Origin of the sequence: Jiangella endophytica (genome assembly GCF_003427025.1) — a bacterium.
In the GTDB taxonomy this organism is placed as follows: domain Bacteria; phylum Actinomycetota; class Actinomycetes; order Jiangellales; family Jiangellaceae; genus Jiangella; species Jiangella endophytica.
In genome coordinates, this window is the sequence record NZ_QVAI01000008.1 from 74,535 (window position 1) to 95,648 (window position 21,114).

15 protein-coding genes are annotated in these 21,114 nt (G+C 73.0%); 4 read left to right on the forward strand and 11 right to left on the reverse strand.

The genetic code is table 11. The features are described from left to right. Positions 1-41 precede the first annotated feature (41 nt). Entirely contained in the window at positions 42-1,295 is a 1,254-nt protein-coding gene (locus DZA62_RS17470) for a S1 family peptidase (RefSeq protein ID WP_116950197.1), read from the forward strand. Between the two features lie 4 nt (positions 1,296-1,299). Here the strand turns inward: DZA62_RS17470 and DZA62_RS17475 are convergent, their stop codons facing one another. From DZA62_RS17475 to DZA62_RS17485, 3 genes are read right to left on the reverse strand one after another with little or no spacing between them, the layout of a single operon-like run. Next, entirely contained in the window at positions 1,300-4,011 is a 2,712-nt protein-coding gene (locus tag DZA62_RS17475; protein ID WP_116950198.1) for a glycoside hydrolase family 38 N-terminal domain-containing protein, read from the reverse strand. Beyond that, complete coding sequence (locus DZA62_RS17480; RefSeq protein ID WP_198663884.1) at positions 4,008-5,168, reverse strand: Gfo/Idh/MocA family protein; 1,161 nt, start codon at positions 5,166-5,168, stop codon at positions 4,008-4,010. Before DZA62_RS17480 ends, DZA62_RS17475 begins: the two co-directional genes overlap by 4 nt. After that, the gene (locus DZA62_RS17485; RefSeq protein WP_198663885.1) at positions 5,165-6,076 is read right to left on the reverse strand and encodes a sugar phosphate isomerase/epimerase family protein; all 912 of its coding nucleotides are present in this window, start codon (positions 6,074-6,076) and stop codon (positions 5,165-5,167) included. Before DZA62_RS17485 ends, DZA62_RS17480 begins: the two co-directional genes overlap by 4 nt. A gap of 244 nt (positions 6,077-6,320) precedes the next feature. Between DZA62_RS17485 and DZA62_RS17490 the strand changes: the two genes are divergently transcribed. After that, a complete protein-coding gene (locus DZA62_RS17490) occupies positions 6,321-7,301 on the forward strand; it encodes a sigma-70 family RNA polymerase sigma factor (RefSeq protein ID WP_116950200.1) in 981 nt (326 codons plus the stop codon). Between the two features lie 175 nt (positions 7,302-7,476). On the opposite strand, the gene DZA62_RS17495 is transcribed toward DZA62_RS17490, so the two are convergent. Beyond that, a complete protein-coding gene (locus tag DZA62_RS17495; RefSeq protein ID WP_116950201.1) occupies positions 7,477-8,817 on the reverse strand; it encodes a Gfo/Idh/MocA family protein in 1,341 nt (446 codons plus the stop codon). Between the two features lie 107 nt (positions 8,818-8,924). Here DZA62_RS17495 and DZA62_RS17500 point away from each other — a divergent pair, with 107 nt between their 5' ends. After that, positions 8,925-11,015, forward strand: a complete 2,091-nt coding sequence (locus DZA62_RS17500; protein ID WP_157987733.1) for an alpha/beta hydrolase family protein — start codon at positions 8,925-8,927, stop codon at positions 11,013-11,015. Next, positions 11,012-11,638, forward strand: a complete 627-nt coding sequence (locus DZA62_RS17505; RefSeq protein WP_116950203.1) for an SGNH/GDSL hydrolase family protein — start codon at positions 11,012-11,014, stop codon at positions 11,636-11,638. Before DZA62_RS17500 ends, DZA62_RS17505 begins: the two co-directional genes overlap by 4 nt. 77 nt (positions 11,639-11,715) lie before the next feature. On the opposite strand, the gene DZA62_RS17510 is transcribed toward DZA62_RS17505, so the two are convergent. From DZA62_RS17510 to DZA62_RS17540, 7 genes are all read right to left on the reverse strand, one after another. Further along, the gene (locus DZA62_RS17510) at positions 11,716-13,479 is read right to left on the reverse strand and encodes an ABC transporter ATP-binding protein (protein WP_116950340.1); all 1,764 of its coding nucleotides are present in this window, start codon (positions 13,477-13,479) and stop codon (positions 11,716-11,718) included. 74 nt (positions 13,480-13,553) lie between these two features. Next, positions 13,554-14,711 (reverse strand): ABC transporter permease, encoded by a 1,158-nt coding sequence (locus DZA62_RS17515; RefSeq protein ID WP_116950204.1) that lies wholly within the window; start codon positions 14,709-14,711, stop codon positions 13,554-13,556. 4 nt (positions 14,712-14,715) lie between these two features. Further along, a complete protein-coding gene (locus DZA62_RS17520) occupies positions 14,716-15,708 on the reverse strand; it encodes an ABC transporter permease (protein WP_116950205.1) in 993 nt (330 codons plus the stop codon). A gap of 58 nt (positions 15,709-15,766) precedes the next feature. Beyond that, positions 15,767-17,734: an ABC transporter substrate-binding protein gene (locus DZA62_RS17525; protein WP_116950206.1), complete on the reverse strand. Its 1,968-nt coding sequence runs from the start codon at positions 17,732-17,734 to the stop codon at positions 15,767-15,769. 182 nt (positions 17,735-17,916) lie between these two features. Further along, the gene (locus tag DZA62_RS17530) at positions 17,917-19,047 is read right to left on the reverse strand and encodes a Gfo/Idh/MocA family protein (RefSeq protein WP_116950207.1); all 1,131 of its coding nucleotides are present in this window, start codon (positions 19,045-19,047) and stop codon (positions 17,917-17,919) included. Next, positions 19,044-19,793: a sugar phosphate isomerase/epimerase family protein gene (locus tag DZA62_RS17535; RefSeq protein ID WP_116950208.1), complete on the reverse strand. Its 750-nt coding sequence runs from the start codon at positions 19,791-19,793 to the stop codon at positions 19,044-19,046. The genes DZA62_RS17530 and DZA62_RS17535 overlap by 4 nt, the downstream gene beginning before the upstream one ends. Further along, on the reverse strand, positions 19,790-21,010 hold the full coding sequence (locus tag DZA62_RS17540) for a Gfo/Idh/MocA family protein (protein WP_116950209.1): 1,221 nt from the start codon (positions 21,008-21,010) through the stop codon (positions 19,790-19,792). Before DZA62_RS17540 ends, DZA62_RS17535 begins: the two co-directional genes overlap by 4 nt. Positions 21,011-21,114: the final 104 nt, after the last annotated feature.

The following is a 21,114-nucleotide window of genomic DNA, read 5'->3' on the forward strand; positions in this document are numbered from 1 at the left end:
GGGTCGTGGCACTCGTGGCGTCCGAGTAGAGAGCACCTTTCGTGAATCGACGACGTACGTTCGCCGTCGCCGTCGCCGCAGCGGCCCTGACCGGTCTGCTCGGCACGGCTCCCTCCACCGCCGCACCCACCACCGCGGCCGCACCGTCCGCCGACCCCGACCGGGCCGCCGCCGTCGACGCCTTCCAGCAGGCATTTCCGGGCGTCAGCGACGCCGAGGCGCTGCGCCGCATCGACGCCGAGGACGAGCGGGTCGCGCTGCTCGAGCAGCTGGCCGCGGACTCACCCGACACCTACGGCGGCGCCTGGTACGACGGCGCCACCGACACCCAGCACCTGCTGTCGACGACGACGGCAGCCGCGGCCGAGTTCACCGACGCGGCCGCCGGCCGCGGCATCGAGGTCGCCACCCACGACGCCGACTTCAGCCTGGCCACGCTGCTGGCCGAGCGCGACCGCGTCAACGACGGCACCCACCCCGACGTCCCGGCGGGCGCCAACGCCGGCGTCGACCTGAAGGGCAACCGGGTGGTGGTCGAACTGCCCCTGCGCACCCTGTCCAGCGTGCGCGCGGGCGACGTCACCCTGCCGGCCACCATGCGGGCGACGGCGCAGAAGCTGCGCACGACCGGCGCTGAGGCCTGCAACAGCCTGTACCGCTGCGGCCGCCCGCTGCGCGCCGGGGTGGAGTTGTGGCGCGGGCCGGAGAAGAACTATTTCTGCTCGGTCGGGTTCACCGCCGACTCCACCACCAACAGCCGCAAGTGGATGCTCACCGCCGGCCACTGCGGCGCCATCGACAGCCAGTGGGGCCACGGCACCCAGTCGATCGGCCCGATGCGGGCCCGCTACAACAGCGGCGACGTCGACGCGGCGGCTGTGCGCATCGACAACACGTACTGGCTGGAGAACGCCACGTGGGGCTGGCTGTACCACGAGAACGCCAGCAACCAGCGGCTCCCGGTGACCGGGCGCATCACGTCGGAGACGAGCATGCAGCCCGGCCAGACGGTGTGCATCGCGGCCCGCTCCAGCGTCTCGGGCATCCGCTGCGGCGTGCTGGGCGACGTCAACGATCCGGAGGGCCGCAACATGGCCCGCGTCGACGGCATCGACACCTGCCCTGGCGACAGCGGCGGCGCCTGGTACCGGTACACGACCACCGGGCGCACCGCCTACGGTATCCACTACGGCGGCAAGATCCAGCCGTCGACCTGCCATGCCGAGGACGTGTCGCTGTTCAGCACGCTGCCCGACATCACCGACCACATCGGCGTCATCGTGCACACGCGCTGAGCGGTCAGGAGACCCGGATCGTCGCGATCTCCCACGGTCCGAGCTCGACGTCGACGCGGTCACCGTCCACGGGGAGCGGCTCCAGCGCCCGGCCGAGCAGGTCGGTGCGCCAGGCCGTGACGAACGCCCCGGTGACGGTGGCCGTCGTCGGCGCGGCGGACATGGCGACCAGGCGCACCTCGGTCTCGTCGCCACGAGCCCGGATCGACGACGCGACGACGCCCGGCCCGCTCACGCCCAGTCCCGACGACGGCGACGGCAGGTCGCCACCCGCGGCGGCCAGCCCCTGCGTCACCAGAGCGTCGTGCCGGAACTCCTCCGCGAGCCGGGGCGCCGACGCCGGGCCCCAGCCGCCGGCCCGCGGCACGACCGCGAGTCGCGCCCGCACCGGCACGCCGGCGTATTGGGCGCCGGGCACCGGGAACTGCGACCCGGCCGGCTCGTCGCGCAGCGGGTGCAGGTTGACGCTCATCCAGCCGACGGCGCGCAGCAGCGTCAGCGCGAGCTCCGCGCCGTCGCCGGCCAGCTCGTACTCCGTGACGTGGTCGAGCAGCACGGTCGCCGGGCCGGCCGACACGAACGACGACGCCGGGAACGTCGGCAGCGGGTACTCGCCCCAGCCGCCCTCGGACGTGAGCCCGCGCACCGTCACCGCGAACTGACCGTCCGCCGCGGACTCGGCGACCGGCGCCGGCAGCGGCACGTGCAGCCGCACCCGGTGGTCGCGCGCCGGGTTGACGAAGGACACGTCCAGCCGGACGAACGGTTCGCCGGCCCGCACCTCGACCAGCGTCGTCACCTCGACCGGCACGGTCTCGGCGGACCGTACGTCCACGTCCGACGACAGCCCGACCGGCCAGTCGTACGTCCGCACCACCCGCAGCACTCCGCGCAGCGGGCCGCCCTCGTCGACCGTGACCGTGACCGACGCGGGCGCGTCGACCGGGACGTCGGCGGCCGGCGGGCCGTAGTTGTAGCTGTCGCCGCGGTCGCCGCCGGACACCAGCCGGCCGACGCCGGTCAGGACCGTGCCGTCGGCGCCGTGGACGCTCAGCGTGCCGTCGTCGGCGACGTCGGCACGCACGAGCGGCGACACCAGCGACCGCTCGGTCACCTCCACCGCCGCCGGCGGGTCCGCGGGCGCGCCGGACTGCGCCGTCCGCACCGCGACCTGCCCGGACGCGTCCAGCGGGACGGCGGCCAGCACCCGGCGGCGCTGCTGCGCGACCGTGCGGACCCGCCACTCCCCCGGCGCCTCGGCGGCGGCCGCGGCGAGTTCCGCGCGCAGCGCCGCGAGGTCGAACTCCGGCGCCGACGGCACCCGGGCCACCTCGAAGTCCAGCGTGCCCGGCGTGACCGCGTACGACTCGATCTGCTGGCCGAACAGCTCACGGCCGTGGATGCGCCGGATCACCTTCTCCAGGTCCTCGGCGGCCAGCTTCTCGTCGCCCAGCAGAGTCTCGGACCGGCTCAGCTCCTGCACCGCGAGCGGCGTGCCGTCCGGCAGCTGCGCGGTCACGGGCCGGTCGGCGGCCGGCGCGGCGACGTCCAGCTCGGCCAGCACGGTGCGCGGCCACGGGACGGTGTTGACGACGGCGTCGGCGTCGGCCGGCACCCGGGCCGCGATCGACCGCAGCGCCGCGGAGCGGACGGCCCGGCCGGCCTGCTCGGCCTCGGCCAGCCGGGCCGCGACCTGACCGGCGGTCTCGTCGACGCCGCAGCCGGTGACGGAGTCGTGCGCGGTGCACTCGACGATCTTCCGCCAGGCCAGCAGGAACGCCTCCCGGTAGTCGGCCGACGGCTGGAACTGCGCGGCCAGCGCCTCGGCCTGGCCGACGACGCGCTCGGCCCGGGCCATCGCCTGCTTGAGCCCGACCCGGACGGAGATGACACCGGGCAGGATGTTGCCGCGCGCGTGGCTGCGCAGCTCGCCCACCACGACCGGCAGGTGCGGGTCGTCGGATCGGAACCGGGTGACGTACTCCGCGAGGCCGGCGATGGTGAGGCCGGCGCCGCCCGGGCCGCGGACCAGGTCCATGAGGTCCGGCCGCGGCGCGGAGTGGTCGGTGCCGAGCATGCCGAGCACAGGGTCGTCGCCGTACCAGGACCGCGTCTCGTCGCGGTACGCCGCGACCGCCTCGCCCAGCCGGGCCGGGAGCGCGAACAGGTCCAGCGCGTTGCCGTAACCGTCGAACAGGTACTCCACCCGCACGGCGCTGCCGTCGGGCGCCTCCCATCGGAAGGCGTGCCGGTTCAGCGCGCCGGGCACACCGCGCCACAGGCTCGCGTGCTCGATGCCGGCGCGGGCCAGGATCTGCGGCATCTGCGCCGTGTGCCCGAACATGTCCGGCAGGTAGCCCACCGGCATCGCGCCGCCGAGCGCCTCGGCGCCCTGCCAGCCGAGCTCCAGGTTGCGCACGATCGTCTCGCCGGAGCACAGGAACTCGTCGAGCAGGATGTACCAGGGCCCCACGCCCAGCCGGCCCTGCCGGACCAGCTCGGCGACCCGGTGCCGGTTCTCCGGGCGCAGCTCCAGGTAGTCGTCGACGGCGGCGAACTGGCCGTCGAGGGTGAACCGGAAGTCCGGATCGGCCTCGGCCCGCGCGAGCACGTCGTCGAGCACGTCGGCCAGCTTCAGCCGGAACACCTGGAACGGCTCGTACCACTCGCGGTCCCAGTGCGTGTGCGGCACCAGGACGATCTCGGGTTCCGTCATGCCTTCGCCGCCTCCCCGCCGACCGGCTCGTCGCCGGCCAGCAACCGGATGATCCGCTGGCTGGTCAGGATGTCGGCGCGGCCCTCGGCGATGCCGGCCCGCGGCCGCTCGCCCGCCGTCACCATGCGGTGGAAGTCTGCCAGTTCGTTCTCGAACGACTCGCCGGTGGACGTGAACACCGAGCGCACCTCGCCGCCCGCCGCCGTGTCGGCCGGCGGCGCCTCGACGATCTCGAGGCGCGTCGGGTTGTTCAGCACGTACGGCGTCCCGAACGTGACGCGCAGCGAGCCGCGGCCGTGGTGCACCGTCAGCGTCTCGGTGTAGGCCGGGTAGTCAGGCAGGTAGTGCCAGCTCATGCGGGCCCGGACGGCGCCGGGCAGCTCGCCGGTGACCTCGACGGACCCCGGGCCGTGCCCCGGCTGCGCGCCGGCCGGCCACTGGCGCGCGCCGTCGACGGCCTCGAGCCCGCCGAACACCGCCCGCAACAACGACGTGTCGTGCACCATGCTGCCGAGCACCACGTTCGCGTACAGGTGCCGCAGCCGGTCGGACGTGCCGGCGCCGATCGCGGCGTCCAGCAGCCGTGCGGACTCCGCGGCCATGCGGCCGACGGCGCCGGGATCGACGTCGCCGAGCGGCGCCGGGCGCAGGTGGGCGAAGGCCAGCTGCGACTCGCCGGTGGGGTGCAGCACCTCGACCTCGACGGCGCGGACGTCGTCGATGCCGGCCAGCCGCTCGCTCAGCTGCCAGACCGCCTCGTCGTGCTCCTTCATGTACGCCAGCAGCAGCGCGGGCCGGTCGAGCTCCCGCTCGGCGGCGGCGAGCGCGTCGGCCTCGGCGACGGTGTACGTCAGCGGCTTCTCGCAGAAGACGGCGACGCCGGCGCGCAGCGCCCGCAACGCGACGTCGCCGTGCGAGCCGGAGGTCAGCAGGACCACGCCGTCGGCGCCGCTCTCCTCGACCATCCGGGCGGCGTCGGCATAGCGACGATCCTCCGGGACGCCGTACTGCTCGCCGATGGCGGCGCGCAGCGAGGGGGCCAGGTCGCAGACCGCGACCAGGTCGAACAGGTCCCAGCGGCGGGAGATCAGCGGCAGATGGACGGACTGTGCGACGGCGCCGAGGCCGGCGACGGCCAGCCGGACGCGATCGCTCACGGCAGCCACCGGCGCAGCGCCTCGCGGTTGGCGCGCTGGTCGTCGATGACGCGCTCCGGCGGGTCGGACGGCGACGGCACGACGTCCTGCTCGACGACCAGCCAGCCGCCGAAGTCGCTCTCGGACACAGCGTCCATGAAACCGTCGAGGTCGAGGTCGCCGCCACCCAGCTCGACGAACGCGCGCCGCTCCCACACGTCGCGCATGCCGCCCTTCTCCCGCAGGACCTGGTCGAGCACCGCCGTGCGGGCGTCCTTGAGGTGCAGGTGGTTGATCCGCGCGCGCCAGCGCCGCCAGCCCTCGACCGGGTCGCCGCCGCCGATGAGCAGGTGGCCGGTGTCGAAGGTCAGGCCGACGTCGGTGCGGGCCAGGAACTCGTCGATCTCGGCGGGCGTTTCGACGTACGTGCAGGCGTGGTGGTGGAACGTGGGCTCCAGGCCGGCGGCGCGCACACGGGCGGCGGCGGTCTCGACGTTGCGTGCGAGCCTGGTCCAGCCGGCGTCGTCGAGCGCGAGTCCCGGCGCGGCGCCGCCCGGGTTGGCGCGGCGCAGGTCACTGCCCATGTCGGCCAGAGTCGGCAGCGGCGGGCGCGACGGGTCCAGCTCGGCGGCGGCCACGAAGATCTCCAGCGCGTCGTCGAGCGACGGCAGCGCCGTGCGGAACGCGTCGTCGTCCGTGAACGGCAGGTCGACCCAGCCGCCGACCAGCACGAGTTCGTGCTCGCGCAGCCGGCCGCGCAGCTCCTCGCCACGGCCCAGCCAGCCGACCGGACCGAGGTCGACGCCCTCGTATCCCAGGTCATGCAGCGGTCCGAGGACCTCCTTCGGGTCGGGCAGCGGCTGGTCCGCCGTCAGCTCGAAGACGCCGAAGCTCACCGGCGCGCCGGCAATGCCCTTCATCGCCACCATTCCCCTATCGTCGGCGCTGACTTTGTCCTGACAACAGTACGTACAGTCAGCCTGCCATGTCCCGCGGGGTCCGTGATTCGGGCGCCACGGGCAACCCGACATGCTCGACGCCGCGTCATTATCATGAGATTTCTCTCCTGCCCAGAGGGTGCCGGAATCTTTGTGCGGGCTCGTGCGTTGTGAACGTATGTTCGTTGATCGTGCGGGTACGGTCCGGACGCCGACTCGACACCGAGGGGGACCCATGGCAGCTGCACCGAAGGCCACCAGCGCGACGTCGCGGCGCAGGCAGGCGCGTTCCGAGGGCGAGCCCGACCTGGTCGGCCGCTACCTCGCGCAGCTGGGCTCGACGCCGCTGCTCACGGCAGCCGAAGAGGTCGACCTGGCCAAGCGCATCGAGATCGGTGTGTACGTCGAGCAGCTGCTGACCGGTGCCCTGCCCACCAAGCGCAAGCTGACGCCGTCCTACAAGGCCGAGCTCGAGGCGCTGGTCCGCGACGGCCACGCCGCCCGCGACCACATGATCCGCGCCAACCTGCGGCTGGTCGTGTCGGTGGCGCGCAAGCTGTCCGGCCGCGGACTGCCGTTCCTCGACGTCATCCAAGAGGGCAACCTCGGCCTCATCCGCGCGGTCGAGAAGTTCGACTACGCCAAGGGCTTCAAGTTCTCCACCTACGCCACGTGGTGGATCCGCCAGGCCATCCAGCGCGGCCTGGCCGAGCAGACCCGCACCGTGCGGCTGCCGGTGCACGTGTCCGAGACGGTGGCCAAGCTGCACCGCATCGACCGCGACCTCCAGCGGCTGCTCGGCCGCGACCCCACCGTCGAGGAGGTCGCCGAGGAGGCCGGGCTGCCGGTCGAGAAGGTCGTCGAGCTGCGCCGCGTCTCCCGCGACCCGCTCAGCCTCGACACCCCCATCGGCGACGACGGCGAGTCCAGCATCGGCGAGCTGATCGAGGACGACGACGCCGTCCAGGCCTCCGACCTCGTCGAGCGGCGAGCGCTCAGCGAGCAGCTGCGCAACGTCCTCGACTCCCTGCCGACGCGCGAGGCGAAGATCATCGGCATGCGCTACGGCCTGGTCGACGGCCACGAGCACACTCTGCAGGACGTCGCCGACGAGGTCGGCGTGTCCCGCGAGCGGGTGCGCCAGCTGGAGAAGCACGCGCTCATGCTGCTGCGCGACCCGCGCCGCAACGAGTCGCTCATGGCCTGGGCCAGCTGAGCGCCCACTGAGCACGCCCCCCGGGCACCCTGATGCCCGGGGCGTGAGCATGCGCACGTCCTGGGAATGGCGCGGCCCGGAGTCCAGCGCGGCCCGGCGCGGCTGGGCGAGTGTCGGTGCCCGCCCCTAGGGTGGGCACCCACCCCACCGGGCGGGATGCGGACTCAGCTGACCGTCACTCGGGCGGCGTGAGCAGCGCGTCCACGTCGACGACCTCACCACCGCCGATGGAGCGCCAGATGGCCTCCCCGGTGGCGACCGCCCGGGCACCGTCGGCGGAGTCGGCAAGCAGGCCGAGGTCCAGCGACTCGCGGCCCGGGCCGACGAACAGGTCGTGCCGCAGCAGCGGGTCGGCGCCCTCGTGGCCGCCTGCGACGGCGGCCACCTCGATGGTGCGCGCCTCGCCGAACAGCGGACGGTAGCTGATCTCGTCCGACCCGGGCAGCGCCCCGCCGCCGGGCAGCCGGCTGTGTAGCGTCTCGATCTGCCCGTGTGTGCCGTTGATCGCGACCCGGTAGCCCTCCCAGGGCGAGGAGAAGTCGATCGTGTAGGACAGCGCGATGCCACCGCGATAGGCGACCAGCGCGCTGTAGGTGTCCTCGACGTCGATCTCGTCGTCGTAGAGGTACATGTCCTGGCCGGCCGGGTACTGGTGACCGTAGGAGAGGCCGAACAGACCCACGCGGTCGGCCTCGGCGCCGTCGGGGAAGGTGTTGCTGCCCAGCTGTGCGCGGTAGTACGGGTCCTGCTCGCGCTGCTCGACGCCGGTCAGCGGCCGCCCCTGCTCGTCGCGCGGGCGGTGCGGGCTGTCCGGGCCGTAGTAGTACCGGCCGCCGAGTGCGAAGACCCGCTCCGGCACGTCGTCGAGCCACCACGACACCAGGTCCAGGTGGTGCGTGCTCTTGTGCACCGTCAGCCCGCCGGACAGGTCGCGGCGACGGTTCCAGCGCAGGAAGAAGCTCGCGCCGTGCCGGATGTCGACGTGGTAGTCGAGGCTGACGTGCGTGGGCCGGCCGATGGCGCCGTCGAGGATGAGCCGCTTGATGGTGCGGTGGCGCAGCGTGTATCGCAGGTTGTGGGTGACCCGCACGGTCGCCTTCGACGCCTGCTCCGCTGCCAGGACGGCGGCGGCGTCGGCGGCCGTCGTGACCATCGGCTTCTCGACGATGACGTCGACGTCGCGACGCAGGGCGGCCAGCACGTAGGCGGCGTGCGTGTGGTCGGGCGAGGCCACCACCACGACATCCGGGCGGACCTCGTCGACCATGCGGTCGAAGTCCTCCGGCGCGTACCACGCCAGCGGCGCGTGGCCCGGAGGCAGCAGCGACTCGTTGAACGCCGTCACCCGCGCCTCGTCCGGATCGACCACCGCGACGACGTCGGCGTGCTCGGAGTAGTCCTCGGCGTTCTCGCCGTAGCCGAGCGCGGTGTCCGCGCCGCCCAGCGAGCCGAGGATGGGCCGCACGAAGCTGGCGACCCCGCGGTTGGACAGTCCGGCGATGGCATAGCGGGTCATGCCCCGACCCTTGCAAGAACCGCCTGCAAGTGTCAAGGCAATCTTGCAGTATGGGCAACGAAATCCCAGTTCACAGAGCGACAACCGATTGCGATAGTGTGCTGGCCGTGACTCCAACACCGCTCGGCTTCGCCCCGAATCTGGACGGCTACGTCGACGCCGCGCTCGACCTGCAGCGCCACGTCGAGCGTCGCACCCGGCGCCGGCTGGCCGAGTGGGCCGGCCACGCCGGGGGCGTCGCGTCGGCCACCGACGTGCGGCGCGAGGGCGAGCGGATCCGCGCGGCGGTGCTGCGCGGGCTCGGCGGTCTGCCGCCGCGGGACGCGACCGCGCCGCCGGTGCGGTGGTGCGGCCCGGCCGACGGTGTGCCGGGCGACGCGGGGTACCGAATCGAGCGCCTGGTCATCGAGACCGCGCCCGGCGTGCACGCGACCGCCAGCCTCTACCGTCCCACCGGCGAGACGACGTTGTCGGCGCCCGCCCGTAGGGTGGGCGTCCTCCCAACCGGGCGGGCCGGCTCTCCGGACACCGGGCGCGACGACCGGCCGGCCGCCGGCCACGTCGGGAGCCCGGCCGTCGTGTACGACGACCGCCCGGCCGTCGTGTTCGTGTGCGGGCACGCCGACGAGGCCAAGGCGTACCCGCCGTACCAGGCGGTGTGCGCGCGGCTGGCCCGGGCCGGCCTGGTGGTGCTCGCGCTGGACCCGTTCGGCCAGAGCGAGCGGCTCGGCTACCTCGGCGGCGACGGGCGGCCGGTCGTGGCGGGCGGCACCGCCGAACACACCTACGCCGGCCTGCAGGCGTGGTGGCTGGGACAGTCGCCGGCCCGCTGGTTCGTCCACGAGGTGCGCCGCGCCGTCGACCTGCTCGAGACCCTCCCCGGCGTCGACGCCACCAGGATCGGGCTGACCGGCAACAGCGGCGGCGGCTGGCTGACGACGCTGGCGACGGCGGTGGAGCCCAGGCTGGCCGCGGCGGCGCCGGCCACGTTCGTGACGTCGCGGGACCGCTACCTCGACGGCGGGCAGCACCAGGACGCCGAGCAGATCCTGCTGGGCGGCACCGCGCACGGCGTCGACCACGCCGACCTGCTGGCCGCCACCGCGCCGCGGCCCGTGACGGTGCTGGCGGCCGAGTACGACTTCTTCCCGATCGAGGGCACGGTCGAGTCGGTGCACCGGGCCCGGCGCAGCTACGAACTGCTCGGCGCGCCCGACGCACTCACACTCGTGACCGCCCCGACGACGCACGAGTACGCACCGGCGCTGGCGGCCGCCGCGACCCGGTTCTTCTGCACCGCGTTCGGGCTCCCGGCGCCCGAGGACGGCGACGAGCCGGCCACGCTGCCGCCGTCCGCTCTCGCCTGCACGGCCACCGGCCAACTGGGCCGCGACTCGGCCTTCCTGCACGACCTCATCGCGGCCGAGTACCGAGCGCCCCGGGAACGGATCGGCGACGACGACCTCACCGGCTGGCTGCGCGAGCGCGTGACGTCCGCCCGGGACGTGCCCGCGGCGCCGGGTGTCCGCTGGCTGCCCGGGCCGGCCGGCACCTGGCACGGCTTCTGGCGCGCCGAGACCGACCTGTGGGGCGCGGGCGTGCTGATCCCGGCCGCGACCGGCGTCCGGCCGGGGCTGCGGGTGGTGCTGCTGCACGACGGCACCGCCGAACTCACGACGAGCCACCCGGTGCTGGCGCGCGCCGCCCGCGACGACCGCGTCGGCGGGCCGCTGCTGGTGCTCGACGTGCGCGGGCAGGGCGCGCTGCTCCCCCGCGACCGGTCCGGCCGCACCCCGATCAGCCACGACAGCACGATGTACAAGCTGCTCAGCGACCTGCTCTGGCTGGACGACAGCCTGGCGGCGGCCCGCGCGTTCGACGTCACGCGGGCCATCGACGTCGTCCTGGGCGACGCGCGGGTGCGGGCCGAGCACCCGGGCCTCGATCACGGCCGGCCGGTACACGTCCATGCCGCCGGGCTCGGCGCGCACCATGCGATGCTGGCCGCGGCCGCCGATCCGCGGATCGTCGACGTCACGGTGTCCGGCCCGGTCGTCGACCTCGACGAGATGCTGACCACCCGGCTGCACGACGACGGCCACGGCGCCTGGCACGGCGTCCTGCCGGGGCTGGCCGCGCTGGCGCCCGGTCGGCGGCTGCACGACCTGCTGGGCATCCGACTCAGGGAGGTTCCATGACCACCGACCACCCAGCCCGCACGGCGCTGTCCGGCGGCACGCCGGTCGACTGGCTGTTCACCGGCGACAGCATCGTCGCCGCGGCCAGGTGGACCGGCGTGCACCGCGGCTACGTCGACCTGTTCGCCGAGCGGGTGCGCTACGGCCTCAGCCGCCGCGACGACACCGTCGTCAACACGGCGGTCAGCGGCTGGCGGGTGCCGGCGCTGCGCGACGCGCTGGAGCGGTCGGTGCTGCGGCACGCCGCGCACGTCGTGGTCATCGGGCTGGGCAGCAACGACGCGAACGAAGGGCCGGCCGGGCTGGCGGCGTTCCGGCGCGAGTACGCCGGCGTCGTCCGCCGCATCGCCGGCGCCGGCGCGGCCGTCGTGCTGCAGACGCCGCCCGTCGTGGCGCCCGAGAGGTCGCAGGCCGCCGCCCTCGACGCCTACGCCGAGGCGGTCCGCGAGGTGGCCACCGAGACCGGCAGCCACCTCGTCGACCACCACGCCGTCTGGCGGGCCGGCGGCGACCACGCGCTCGCCCTGCTGGTCGACGGCCTGCACCCGGGCCCCGAGGGGCACCAGAAGCTGGCCCGCGACCTGCTCCTCGCCCTCGGCGACCCCCACCCCACCTGGAGTTGATCTTGGAGTTGTTCGCCGAACGCGGGCGAAATGCCCGATTGATGGCCGAACAACTCCAAGATCAACTTGGTGGAAGGTCAGGCGGCGGAGTCCTCCGGCTCGTAGTCGACGCGTGAGCGGGTGCCGCGCTGGCGCGGATCGGCCACCGGCACCGCTGACAGCAGCGCCCGCGTGTACCCGTGCCGCGGGTCGGCGAACACCTGCTCCGCCGGCCCGTGCTCGACCATGACGCCGAAGTACATCACCGCGACCTGGTCGCAGATCCGCTCCACCACCGACAGGTCGTGCGAGATGAACAGGTAGGTCAGGCCGAGGTCGCCCTGCAGCTCGGCGAGCAGCTCGAGGATCTGGGTGCGCACCGACACGTCCAGCGCCGACACCGCCTCGTCCGCGACCACCAGCCGCGGCTCGGTGATCAGCGCCCGGGCGATGCCGATGCGCTGCCGCTCGCCGCCGGAGAACGCATGCGGGTACCGGCCGGCCATCGAGCGCTTCAGCCCGACCCGTTCCAGCATCTCCTCGACCCGGCCGTCCAGCTCCGACCCGGACGCCAGCCCGGCCACGCGCAGCGGCTCGCCGACGACCTGGCGGACCGTCATGCGCGGGTTGAGCGAGCCGTACGGGTCCTGGAAGACCATGCGGATCTGCCGGCGGAACGGCAGCAGCTCCTTCTCGCTCAGCCGGGCGAGATCGGTCTCGCGACCGTCCGCGCCCGTGTACAGCAGCCGGCCCGCCGTCGGCCGGTAGGCGCGCAGCACGCACCGGCCCAGGGTCGTCTTGCCGCAACCGGACTCGCCGACCAGGCCGACGGTGCTGCCCTCCGGGATGTCCAGCGTCACCTTGTCGACGGCGTTGACGCGCTCGGTGCGGCGGCGGCGGCCGAACATCGTGCCGGCCGCGGCCTCGAACGTCATCTCCAGGTCCTCGATCCGCAGCAGAGGCCGCGCCGGCTGCTCGGCCGCGGCCGCCTGCGCCGGTTCGTCGACGGCGAGGGTGGTGCGCTGCGGCAGCGCGGCCAGCAGCTCGCGGGTGTACTCGTGCCGCGGGTCGTGGAAGATCTGGTCGACCGGGCCGTGCTCGACGACCTTGCCGTGCCGCATGACGACGACGTCGTCGGCGATCTCGGCCACCACGCCGAGGTCGTGGGTGATGAACATCAGCGTCATCCCCAGCGACTCCTTGAGCTCGGCCAGCAGGTCGAGGATCTGCGCCTGGGTGGTGACGTCGAGCGCGGTCGTCGGCTCGTCGGCGATCAGCAGCGACGGGCGGCAGACCAGCGCCATCGCGATCATCGCCCGCTGCCGCATGCCGCCGGAGAGCTGGAAGGTGTACGCGCCGAAGCGCTCCTCCGGCCGTGGGATGCCGACCCGGCGCAGGTCGTCGATCACCCGCTCACGGGCCGCGGCCGGCGCCAGCCGCTCGTGCAGCTCGAGCAGCTCGCCGATCTGGTCGCCGATGGTGTGCACCGGGCTCAGCGACGACATCGGCTCCTGGAACACCAGGCCGATCTCGCGGCCGCGGATCGACCGGATGCCGGGTCCCGTGGCGTCCAGCGCGGCGAGGTCGACGACCGGGCGGTCGGCCGCCGGGCGGTCGGCCGCCGGGCGGTCGGCCGCCGGGCGGTACAGCACCCGGCCGGCGTCCACCCGTCCCGGGTGGTCGACCACCTGGATGATCGACCGGGCGGTGGCGGACTTGCCCGAGCCGGACTCGCCGACGATGCACGTCGTGGAGCCGCGGCGGATCCGCAGCGAGACGTCGTCGACGGCCTTGACCGCGCCCTCGTCGGTGTGGAACGTCGTGCACAGGTTCTGCAGCTCCAGGATCGAGCCCGGGTCCATCGGCCGGTCGTCGTCGACGGTGGCCGCGGCGATCTCGCGAGCGGCGTCCCGCTCCAGGTTGCGACGGCGCCAGCTCACGTCGTCCTCCTTCCGTACGGGTCGGCCGAGTCACGCAACCCGTCGCCGACGAAGTTGAACGCCACCACCGCCACGACCACCGCGAGGCCGGGCAGCAGCAGCCACGGCGCCGTCGCCACCACCTGCACGCTCTGCGCGTCCTGCAGCAGCACGCCCCACGAGACCGCCGGTGCCCGCAGCCCGAGGCCGAGGAACGACAGCGACGTCTCGGCGAGGATCATCGCCGGCACCGCGAGGCTGACCGTCGCGATGATGTGCGAGAGGAACGACGGCAGCATGTGCCGCGAGATGATCCGCCGCGTTCGTACGCCGTCGAGCTTCGCGGCCAGCACATAGTCCTCGGTGCGGGTCTGCAGCAACCGGCCGCGGATCACCCGCGCCAGGCTGGTCCAGCCGAGCAGCGACAGGATGATGGTGATCATGAAGTAGGTGCGCGTCGGGCCCCACTGCGGCGGGATCGCGGCCGCGAGTCCGAGCCACAGCGGCAGCGTCGGGATCGACATGATCAGCTCGATGATGCGCTGGATCACCGAGTCGATCCACCCGCCGAAGTAGCCGGAGATGCCGCCCAGCACCAGCCCGAGCACCAGCGAGATCGCCACCCCGGCCAGGCCGAGCGAGAGCGAGATCTGCGCACCGTAGATGATCTTCGACAGCAGATCGCCGCCGGTGCGGTCGGCGCCGAGCAGGTAGAACCGCTCCCCCGCCTCGGTCGGCCCGAACAGGTGGATGTTCGTGTCGATCACACCGAGCAGCGAGTACTCGTCGCCGCGGACGAAGAAGCCGAGGTTGATCACCCGGCTGGTGTCCTCCTCGAACACCCGGGCCAGCGTCTCCGGGTCGGTGGAGCCGGTGGTCGGATGGACGTAGAAGCCCTCGGAGAACGAGAAGCTGGGCAGCTGTGGCGGCTGGTAGGCGTGGTCGGCGCTGGTGGTGTCCTTCGAGAACGGCGCGAAGAACCCGGCGAAGACGGCCACGACGTACATCGCGATCATCACCCACAGGCCGGCCATGGCCAGCCGGTGCCGGCGGAACCGCCACCAGATGAGCTGGCGCTGCGAGGCGACGGTGACGTCGGCGGCGCTGCGGCCGGTCTCGGTGGCCAGCTCGTCCGGCGTGTCGACGGGGGTCTGGGTGGGTGTCTCGGTGCTCATCGCCTCACGCCTTCCCGAATCGCACGCGCGGATCGACGGCGGCCAGCAGCAGGTCCGAGATCAGCGTGCCGATGACGGTGAGCACCGCGATGATGAGGATGATGCCGCCGGCGAGGTACATGTCCTGCGACTTCAGCGCCTCCAGCAGCAGCGGGCCGATGGTGCCCAGCGCCAGCACCTGCGCGACGATGATCTCGCCGTCGAACAGCGACGGCAGGTGCCAGCCGGCGGTGGAGATGAACGGGTTCATCGCGATCCGCACCGGGTACTTCGTCACGAGCTTCCCCTCGGACAGTCCCTTCGCCCGCGCCGTGATGACGTACGGCTTGTTCAGCTCGTCGAGCATGTTCGCCCGGGTCACCCGGATGATCCCGGCGGTGCCGGCCAGGCCGATCACCACCACCGGGATCCACAGGTGGCCGAGCAGGTCGACGAACTTCCCGATGCCCCAGGGCGCGTTGACGTACTCCGGTGAGAACATCCCGCCCACGCTCTGGTCGAACAGCGCGAACCCCAGGTAGGCCAGCACCAGCGCCGCGAGGAACTGCGGCACCGCCAGCGCCACGAACCCGATGCCGGAGATCGTGTAGTCGCCCCAGGTGTGCTGCTTGATCGCCGAGTAGATGCCGGCCGGCAGGGCGATCGCCCAGGTGAACATCAGCGTCGCGATGCCCAGCGCCAGGGTGAGCGGCAGCCGGTCCGCGATCAGCGTCGACACCGGCTGCTGGAACTGGAACGACAACCCGAAGTCGCCGTGCAGCACGATGTTGCCGATCCACTTGGCGTACTGCACCCAGAACGGTTCGCCGATGCCGTAGCGCTCCCGCAACGCATCCATCTGCGCCTGGTCGACACTCTGCCCGGCGGCCTCGAGCCGGGCCACCTGAGTGCTCAGGAAGTCACCAGGGGGCAACTGGATGATGAAGAACGCGATCATCGAGATCGCGATCAGGGTCGGGATCACGTGCAGGACCCGCATCGCTATGAAGCGCCACATCAGGGCGAGTCGTCCTTCCTCTCCTGGGGCGGGACCGCCGCCCGGCCGGCCGGTCGCATCACTCGGCGAAGTAGAGCTGCTCCGGCTTGGAGATGCCCTCACGGCCGTAGTAGAAGGACAGCTTCGGCTCGTCGTCGCGGACGTTGCGCAGCGCGGTCTTCGCGATGACCGGCTGGAACGGCAGGCCGATCAGCCCGATCGCGTAGACGTTCTCGTCGTGCTGCTGCATGATCGCGCGGCCGGCCTCGATGCGCGCATCGTCGGAGTCGGCGGTGCGCATCGCGTCCCAGGTGTCCATCAACTGCTGGAACTCCGGGGTCGGCTGCGCTCCCTCGGCGCCCGACGTCGAGTACCACTTGCCGTAGGCCGGCGCCGTGTGGCTGTTGTCGGCGGTCGGGACGAACCAGACCGGCTCCAGGTCGAAGTCGTCGGACGGGTGCGCGACGCCGTCGAAGTCGAAGTCGTTGGCCATGCGGATCTCGGTGTACAGGGTCTGGTCGGCCGGCCGGGTGACCACCTTGATGCCGATCTCGGCCCAGTTCTTCCGCACCATCTCGAACACGTCGGTCGGCGCCAGCCCGGCGTCGAAGTCGAGGTAGGTGATGACGAACTCCAGCGCGGCGCCGTCGGCGCGCAGCCGCGTGCCGTCACCGTTGCGCTCGATGAGCCCGATCTCGTCGAGCAGCCGGTTGGCCTCCTCGACGTCGTACTCGATGAACCGCTCGCCGCTGCCCTCGACGTAGTAGTCGGAGGTCTCGGTGGCGATCGGGTGCCGGATGATGCCGAGCCCGCCGAGCAGGGTGTCGTTCATCTCCTCGCGGTTGACCGCGTGCGACAGCGCCGCCCGGAACCGGACGTCGGCGAACAGCTCACGCAGCACCGGGTCCTTGTGCGAGAGGTTGGGGCAGATCGCCATCAGGCCGGCCGATGGCTGCCAGCGCAGCACCTCGTACCCCTTCTGCTCGGCGTTCTGCAGGTACACCTGGGTGGAGTTGTAGCCGAGGTAGAAGCCCTGGAAGTCGAGGTCGCCGTTGGCCGCGCGCAGGTCGAGCGCGTCCTGGTCGAGCACCTGGATCTGCATGGTGTCGATGTAGGGCAGCTGCCGGCCGTCGGGGTCGGTCTTGTAGTAGTACGGGTTGCGCTCCAGCGCCGCGGTGCCGCTCTGCGCATTGGCCGGGCTGGTGACCTTGAACGCGCCCATGACCGGCCGCTCGACGTTGGTCCACCAGTTGTCGCGGTCGAAGAAGTACTGGTCCCAGGTGTCGAACCCGGCCGACTGCGTGGCCGCCGCCACGGTGGCGGGGTCGGCGAGGTCGGCGTGGAACTGCTCCAGGTAGTGCTTGGGCTTGATGAACTGGAAGCTCACGCCCGGGTGACACAGGAACTTCTCGAACAGCGCGAACGGCTGGGTGAAGTTGATGACCACGGTCAGCTCGTCCGGCGTCTCGATGGTCGGCCGGGTCTGCCCGGCGTCGGAGAACCAGAACGCCGGCGAGGGGAACAGCACGTCGTGGTTGAGCACGTGGTCGACGGTGAACTTGAGGTCGGCCGACGTGAACGGCGCACCGTCGGACCATTTGAGGCCCTCGCGCAGCACGAACGTGTAGGTGCGGTTGTCCGGCGTCTTCTCGAAGCTCTCGGCGAGGCTGGGCTGCGACCCGTCGGCGGCCTTGTTCCACTCGATCAGGCCGGAGCCGGCGAAGGCCTGCAGGGCGCCGTCGTGCGTCGGCGTGGTCTGCGCGCGGCGCAGGTTGCCGCCGAACCGGCCGACGCCGTCCCACGGCTCCACCACCATCGGGCTCGACGGCAGCCGCTCCGCCAGCGCGGGCAGCTCGCCGGCGTCGACCCGCTCCGTCAGCATCGGCGACTCCAGCACGTCCGGGTCGCCGCCCGCCGAGCCGAACGGGTTGGGCGACTCGTCGCCGCCCGAGCACGCCGCGGTGCCGAAGACCGCGAAGGCGGCCGCGAACCCGCCGCCGGCCTTCAACAGCATTCTGCGCGAGACCACGATCTGTTCTGCCGACATCGGCAACTCCTCACATGTCCGGTGCTCATTCAGCAAGTCCGTCCGCCCGCTTGGGCGTTGACGCCGTTCGCGGCGCCGCGGTGAGTCAAGGCGTTCACGCAGATCAGCAACACCGATCCCGGAAGCGTTGGGGAGAACCTACCGACCGCAAGCGGTTGCCGCAATAGCAACAGGTTGCTGTTTCATTGCAAAGGCAGGCCTCCCGGCGCCGCGCCGCCCTCTCCCGGTGCCCAGGCCGGATCGAGCGGCTCCTGGGAAGCGAAGCCGGACGCGACGTCGACGAACCGGCGCTGCGTCCCGGACTCCGAGACGGCCGCCGCGACGTCCAGCACATGCGCCGCGACCTCGGCGTTCGCCCGGTGCGGCCGGTCCGCTGCCATGGCCTCGGCCAGCTCCGCGACGCCCAGTCCACGGCCCAGCCGGGCCCCCTCGGTGGGCACCTCACGCCAGTCGTCGGTGCCGGCCGGGCAGAGCCGCAGCGGGCCGTCGAAGCGGTTGGGGTCGGGCAGCCGCAGCGTGGCCTCGGTGCCGCCGATCTCCAGGAAACCGTGCCGCTTGCGCGGCGAGTCGAAGCTGAAGACGGTCGTCGCCACCGCGCCCGAGGCGAGTTCCAGCACGGCGCTCGTGTGCGTCGGCACCTCGACCGCGAACCTGGTCCCGGCGCGCGGGCCGCTGACCACGACGCGCTGTGCCGGGCCCTCGCGCTCCATGGCCGCCACCCGCCGCACCGGCCCGAGCAGCACCGTCAGCGCCGTCAGGTAGTACGGCCCCATGTCCAGCAGCGCACCGGCGCCGGCCGCGAACAGGAACTCCGGCGCCGGGTGCCAGCGGTCCGGCCCGGGATCCTGGAAGCAGGCGATCGCCGACACCGGCCGGCCGATCGCGCCCGACCGGATCAGCCGCAGCGCCGTCTGCACACCGGCCCCGAGGAACGTGTCGGGGGCACTGCCGATCCGCCGCCCCGCCACCCGCGCCGTCTCGACCAGCAGGTCGGCCTCGGCACGCGAGCGCGCCAGCGGCTTCTCGCCGTAGACGTGGTGCCCGGCACGGAGGGCGGCGACGCCCACCTCGGCATGCGCGGCGGGCACCGTGAGGTTGACGACGATGTCGACGTCCGGGCGGCCGATGACGTCCTCCGGACCGCCCGCGTGCGGCACGCCGGCCGCGTCCGCCGCCGCCCTGGCCCGGCCCGCGTCGAGATCGCCGCAGGCCACCACCTCGAATCCGGGGATACGGGGCAGGTTCTCCAGGTACGTCCGGCTGATCGTGCCGCAGCCGACCACGCCGATCCCGACCCGCTCCGGCGCGCTCACGCCGCCACCTCGGCCACCGCGGCGTCCAGCCGGCCGAGCGCCGCCCGGTTGCGGGCCAGCAGATCCAGCACCGGCCCGGCACAGCGGTCGACCTCCAGGATGCGTGCGGCTCCCGGCGGGACGGCGGCCAGGACGGCGGCGACCGGCAGCGTGCCGTGGCCGAGCTCGACCTGGTCGCCGGCGACGTCGCCCGGGCCGTCCTTGACGTGCACCGAGCGGACCCGGTCGCCGAGCCGGCCGAGCAGCGCCGCGACGTCCGCGCCGCCGACGTGCGCCCAGTAGAGGTCCACCTGGAAACCCACCTCCGGCGGCGTGGCCGCGGCCAGCACGTCGAGGCCGTGGCGGCCGTCCGGCAGCCGGGCCAGCTCCCAGTAGTGGTTGTGGTAGGCCAGACCGAGACCGGCCCGGGCGGCCTGCTGCTGCCAGGCGGCCAGCCGGGCGCCGACGCGGCGGATGCCGTCGGCGTCGGCCCAGTCCTCCGGCTCCGACCGCGGGATCACCAGCGTGTGCGCGCCGAGCGCGGCCACCCGATCCAGGGTGGCGGGGTCCGGCTCGCGGGCGTGGACGCTCGGGATCGCGAGGCCGTGCCGGTCGGCATCGGCGCGCAGGCCCGGCACGTCGCCGAGGTCGTACGGCTCGACCGCGTCGATGCCGGCCGCGGCCAGCGCGGCGAACGCCCCGGCCCGGTCCCCGGCCTCGCGCAGCGAGTACAGCTGGGCGCCGGCCGGCGCCGTCGCGGCGCTCACGCCGGCTGCCCGGCGTCGAAGTAGGCGCGCACTCCGGCGTCCAGCGGCGGCACGTCGAGCGCGCCGCCGCCCGAGCGCAGCGACGTCGTGGCCGTCGCGGCCGCGGCGACGGCGGCTCGCGCGTCCACCGGCGAGGTCTGGGTGACGCCGCCCTGGCGGACGAAGCGGAGGAACTCGCGCAACAGCGCCGGGTCGGCGCCGTGGTGTCCGCCGGGCGCGTCGGGGATCGGGAACGTCTCGTCGCCGTCGGGCGCGAACTCGGTGCGCCGGTTCCACAGCCGCACGACCCCGCCAGGGCCGAGGCCGAAGTTCTCCAGCCGGCCCTCGGTGCCGATGACCGTGTAGTTGCGCCAGTAGTCCGGTGTGTAGTGGCACTCGGAGTAGGTGGCGTACACGCCGTTGTCCAGTGCCATCGTCATCATCGACAGGTCCTCGACGTCGATCACCGGGTTCAGCCCGGTCTGCGCCAGCGGCGGCCAGTTGCGCTCGCGGTCCAGCCACTCGGTGACGACCTGCCCGGTCCGGTCGGTCCGGTCGGCGACCTGCCCGTACACCGTCAGCCCACCCATCGCGCTGACCCGGTTCGCGTGCCCGCCGGCCAGCCAGTGGATGACGTCGATGTCGTGCGCGCCCTTCTGCAGCAGCAGCGAGTTCACCTTCGACCGCTCGGCGTGCCAGTCCTTGAAGAACCGGTCCCCGCCGTCGCCGACGAAGTAACGGCACCACACCGCCTTGACCTCGCCGATCCGGCCGGCCGCGACCAGCTCGCGCAGCAGCTTGACGACCGGCATGTGCCGCATGTTGTGGCCGACGTAGAGGCGGCTGCCCGTGCGCCGCGCGGTGGAGAGGATCTGGTCGGCCTGCTCGACGGTGATCGCCAGCGGCTTGTCGACGAACACCGCGACCCCGGCCTCGAGCAGCGCGCACGCGTGCTCGGCGTGGAGGTGGTCCGGCGAGGTCACGAAGGCCGCGTCGACGCCGGCATCGATCAGCTCGGCGACCGTCACGGTGGCGACGACCCCTGGGCCGAACCGCTCGGCCGCGCGGTCGCGGGCCCGCGGCAACGGGTCACAGGCGGCGACGACCCGCGCCGCGGGGTCCAGCTCGGCGGCGGTCTTCGCGATGATCCCGCGATTGCCGTTTCCGACGACGCCGAGCCGCAACGGGGCGTCCGGGCCAAGGTCGGGACGGTTCGAAGTGGTTGACGGAGCAGCCATGCCCAGGGACGCTACGTTACGCAAACGGTTGCCGCAAGGAACCATTTCCGATCATAGCGACATGCTGTGTGAACGTGTCACAACTGTGCCCATCTGCGCTACGC

Bases quoted from the DNA above. Each gene is read 5' to 3' on its own strand.
- DZA62_RS17495 (WP_116950201.1), bottom strand. From the start codon at position 8,817: ATGACCCGCTATGCCATCGCCGGACTGTCCAACCGCGGGGTCGCCAGC.
- DZA62_RS17475 (WP_116950198.1), bottom strand. From the start codon at position 4,011: ATGACGGAACCCGAGATCGTCCTGGTGCCGCACACGCACTGGGACCGC.
- DZA62_RS17510 (WP_116950340.1), bottom strand. From the start codon at position 13,479: ATGGACCCGGGCTCGATCCTGGAGCTGCAGAACCTGTGCACGACGTTC.
- DZA62_RS17485 (WP_198663885.1), bottom strand. From the start codon at position 6,076: ATGGTGGCGATGAAGGGCATTGCCGGCGCGCCGGTGAGCTTCGGCGTC.
- DZA62_RS17505 (WP_116950203.1), top strand. From the start codon at position 11,012: ATGACCACCGACCACCCAGCCCGCACGGCGCTGTCCGGCGGCACGCCG.
- DZA62_RS17490 (WP_116950200.1), top strand. From the start codon at position 6,321: ATGGCAGCTGCACCGAAGGCCACCAGCGCGACGTCGCGGCGCAGGCAG.
- DZA62_RS17520 (WP_116950205.1), bottom strand. From the start codon at position 15,708: ATGTGGCGCTTCATAGCGATGCGGGTCCTGCACGTGATCCCGACCCTG.
- DZA62_RS17525 (WP_116950206.1), bottom strand. From the start codon at position 17,734: ATGTCGGCAGAACAGATCGTGGTCTCGCGCAGAATGCTGTTGAAGGCC.
- DZA62_RS17515 (WP_116950204.1), bottom strand. From the start codon at position 14,711: ATGAGCACCGAGACACCCACCCAGACCCCCGTCGACACGCCGGACGAG.
- DZA62_RS17540 (WP_116950209.1), bottom strand. From the start codon at position 21,010: ATGGCTGCTCCGTCAACCACTTCGAACCGTCCCGACCTTGGCCCGGAC.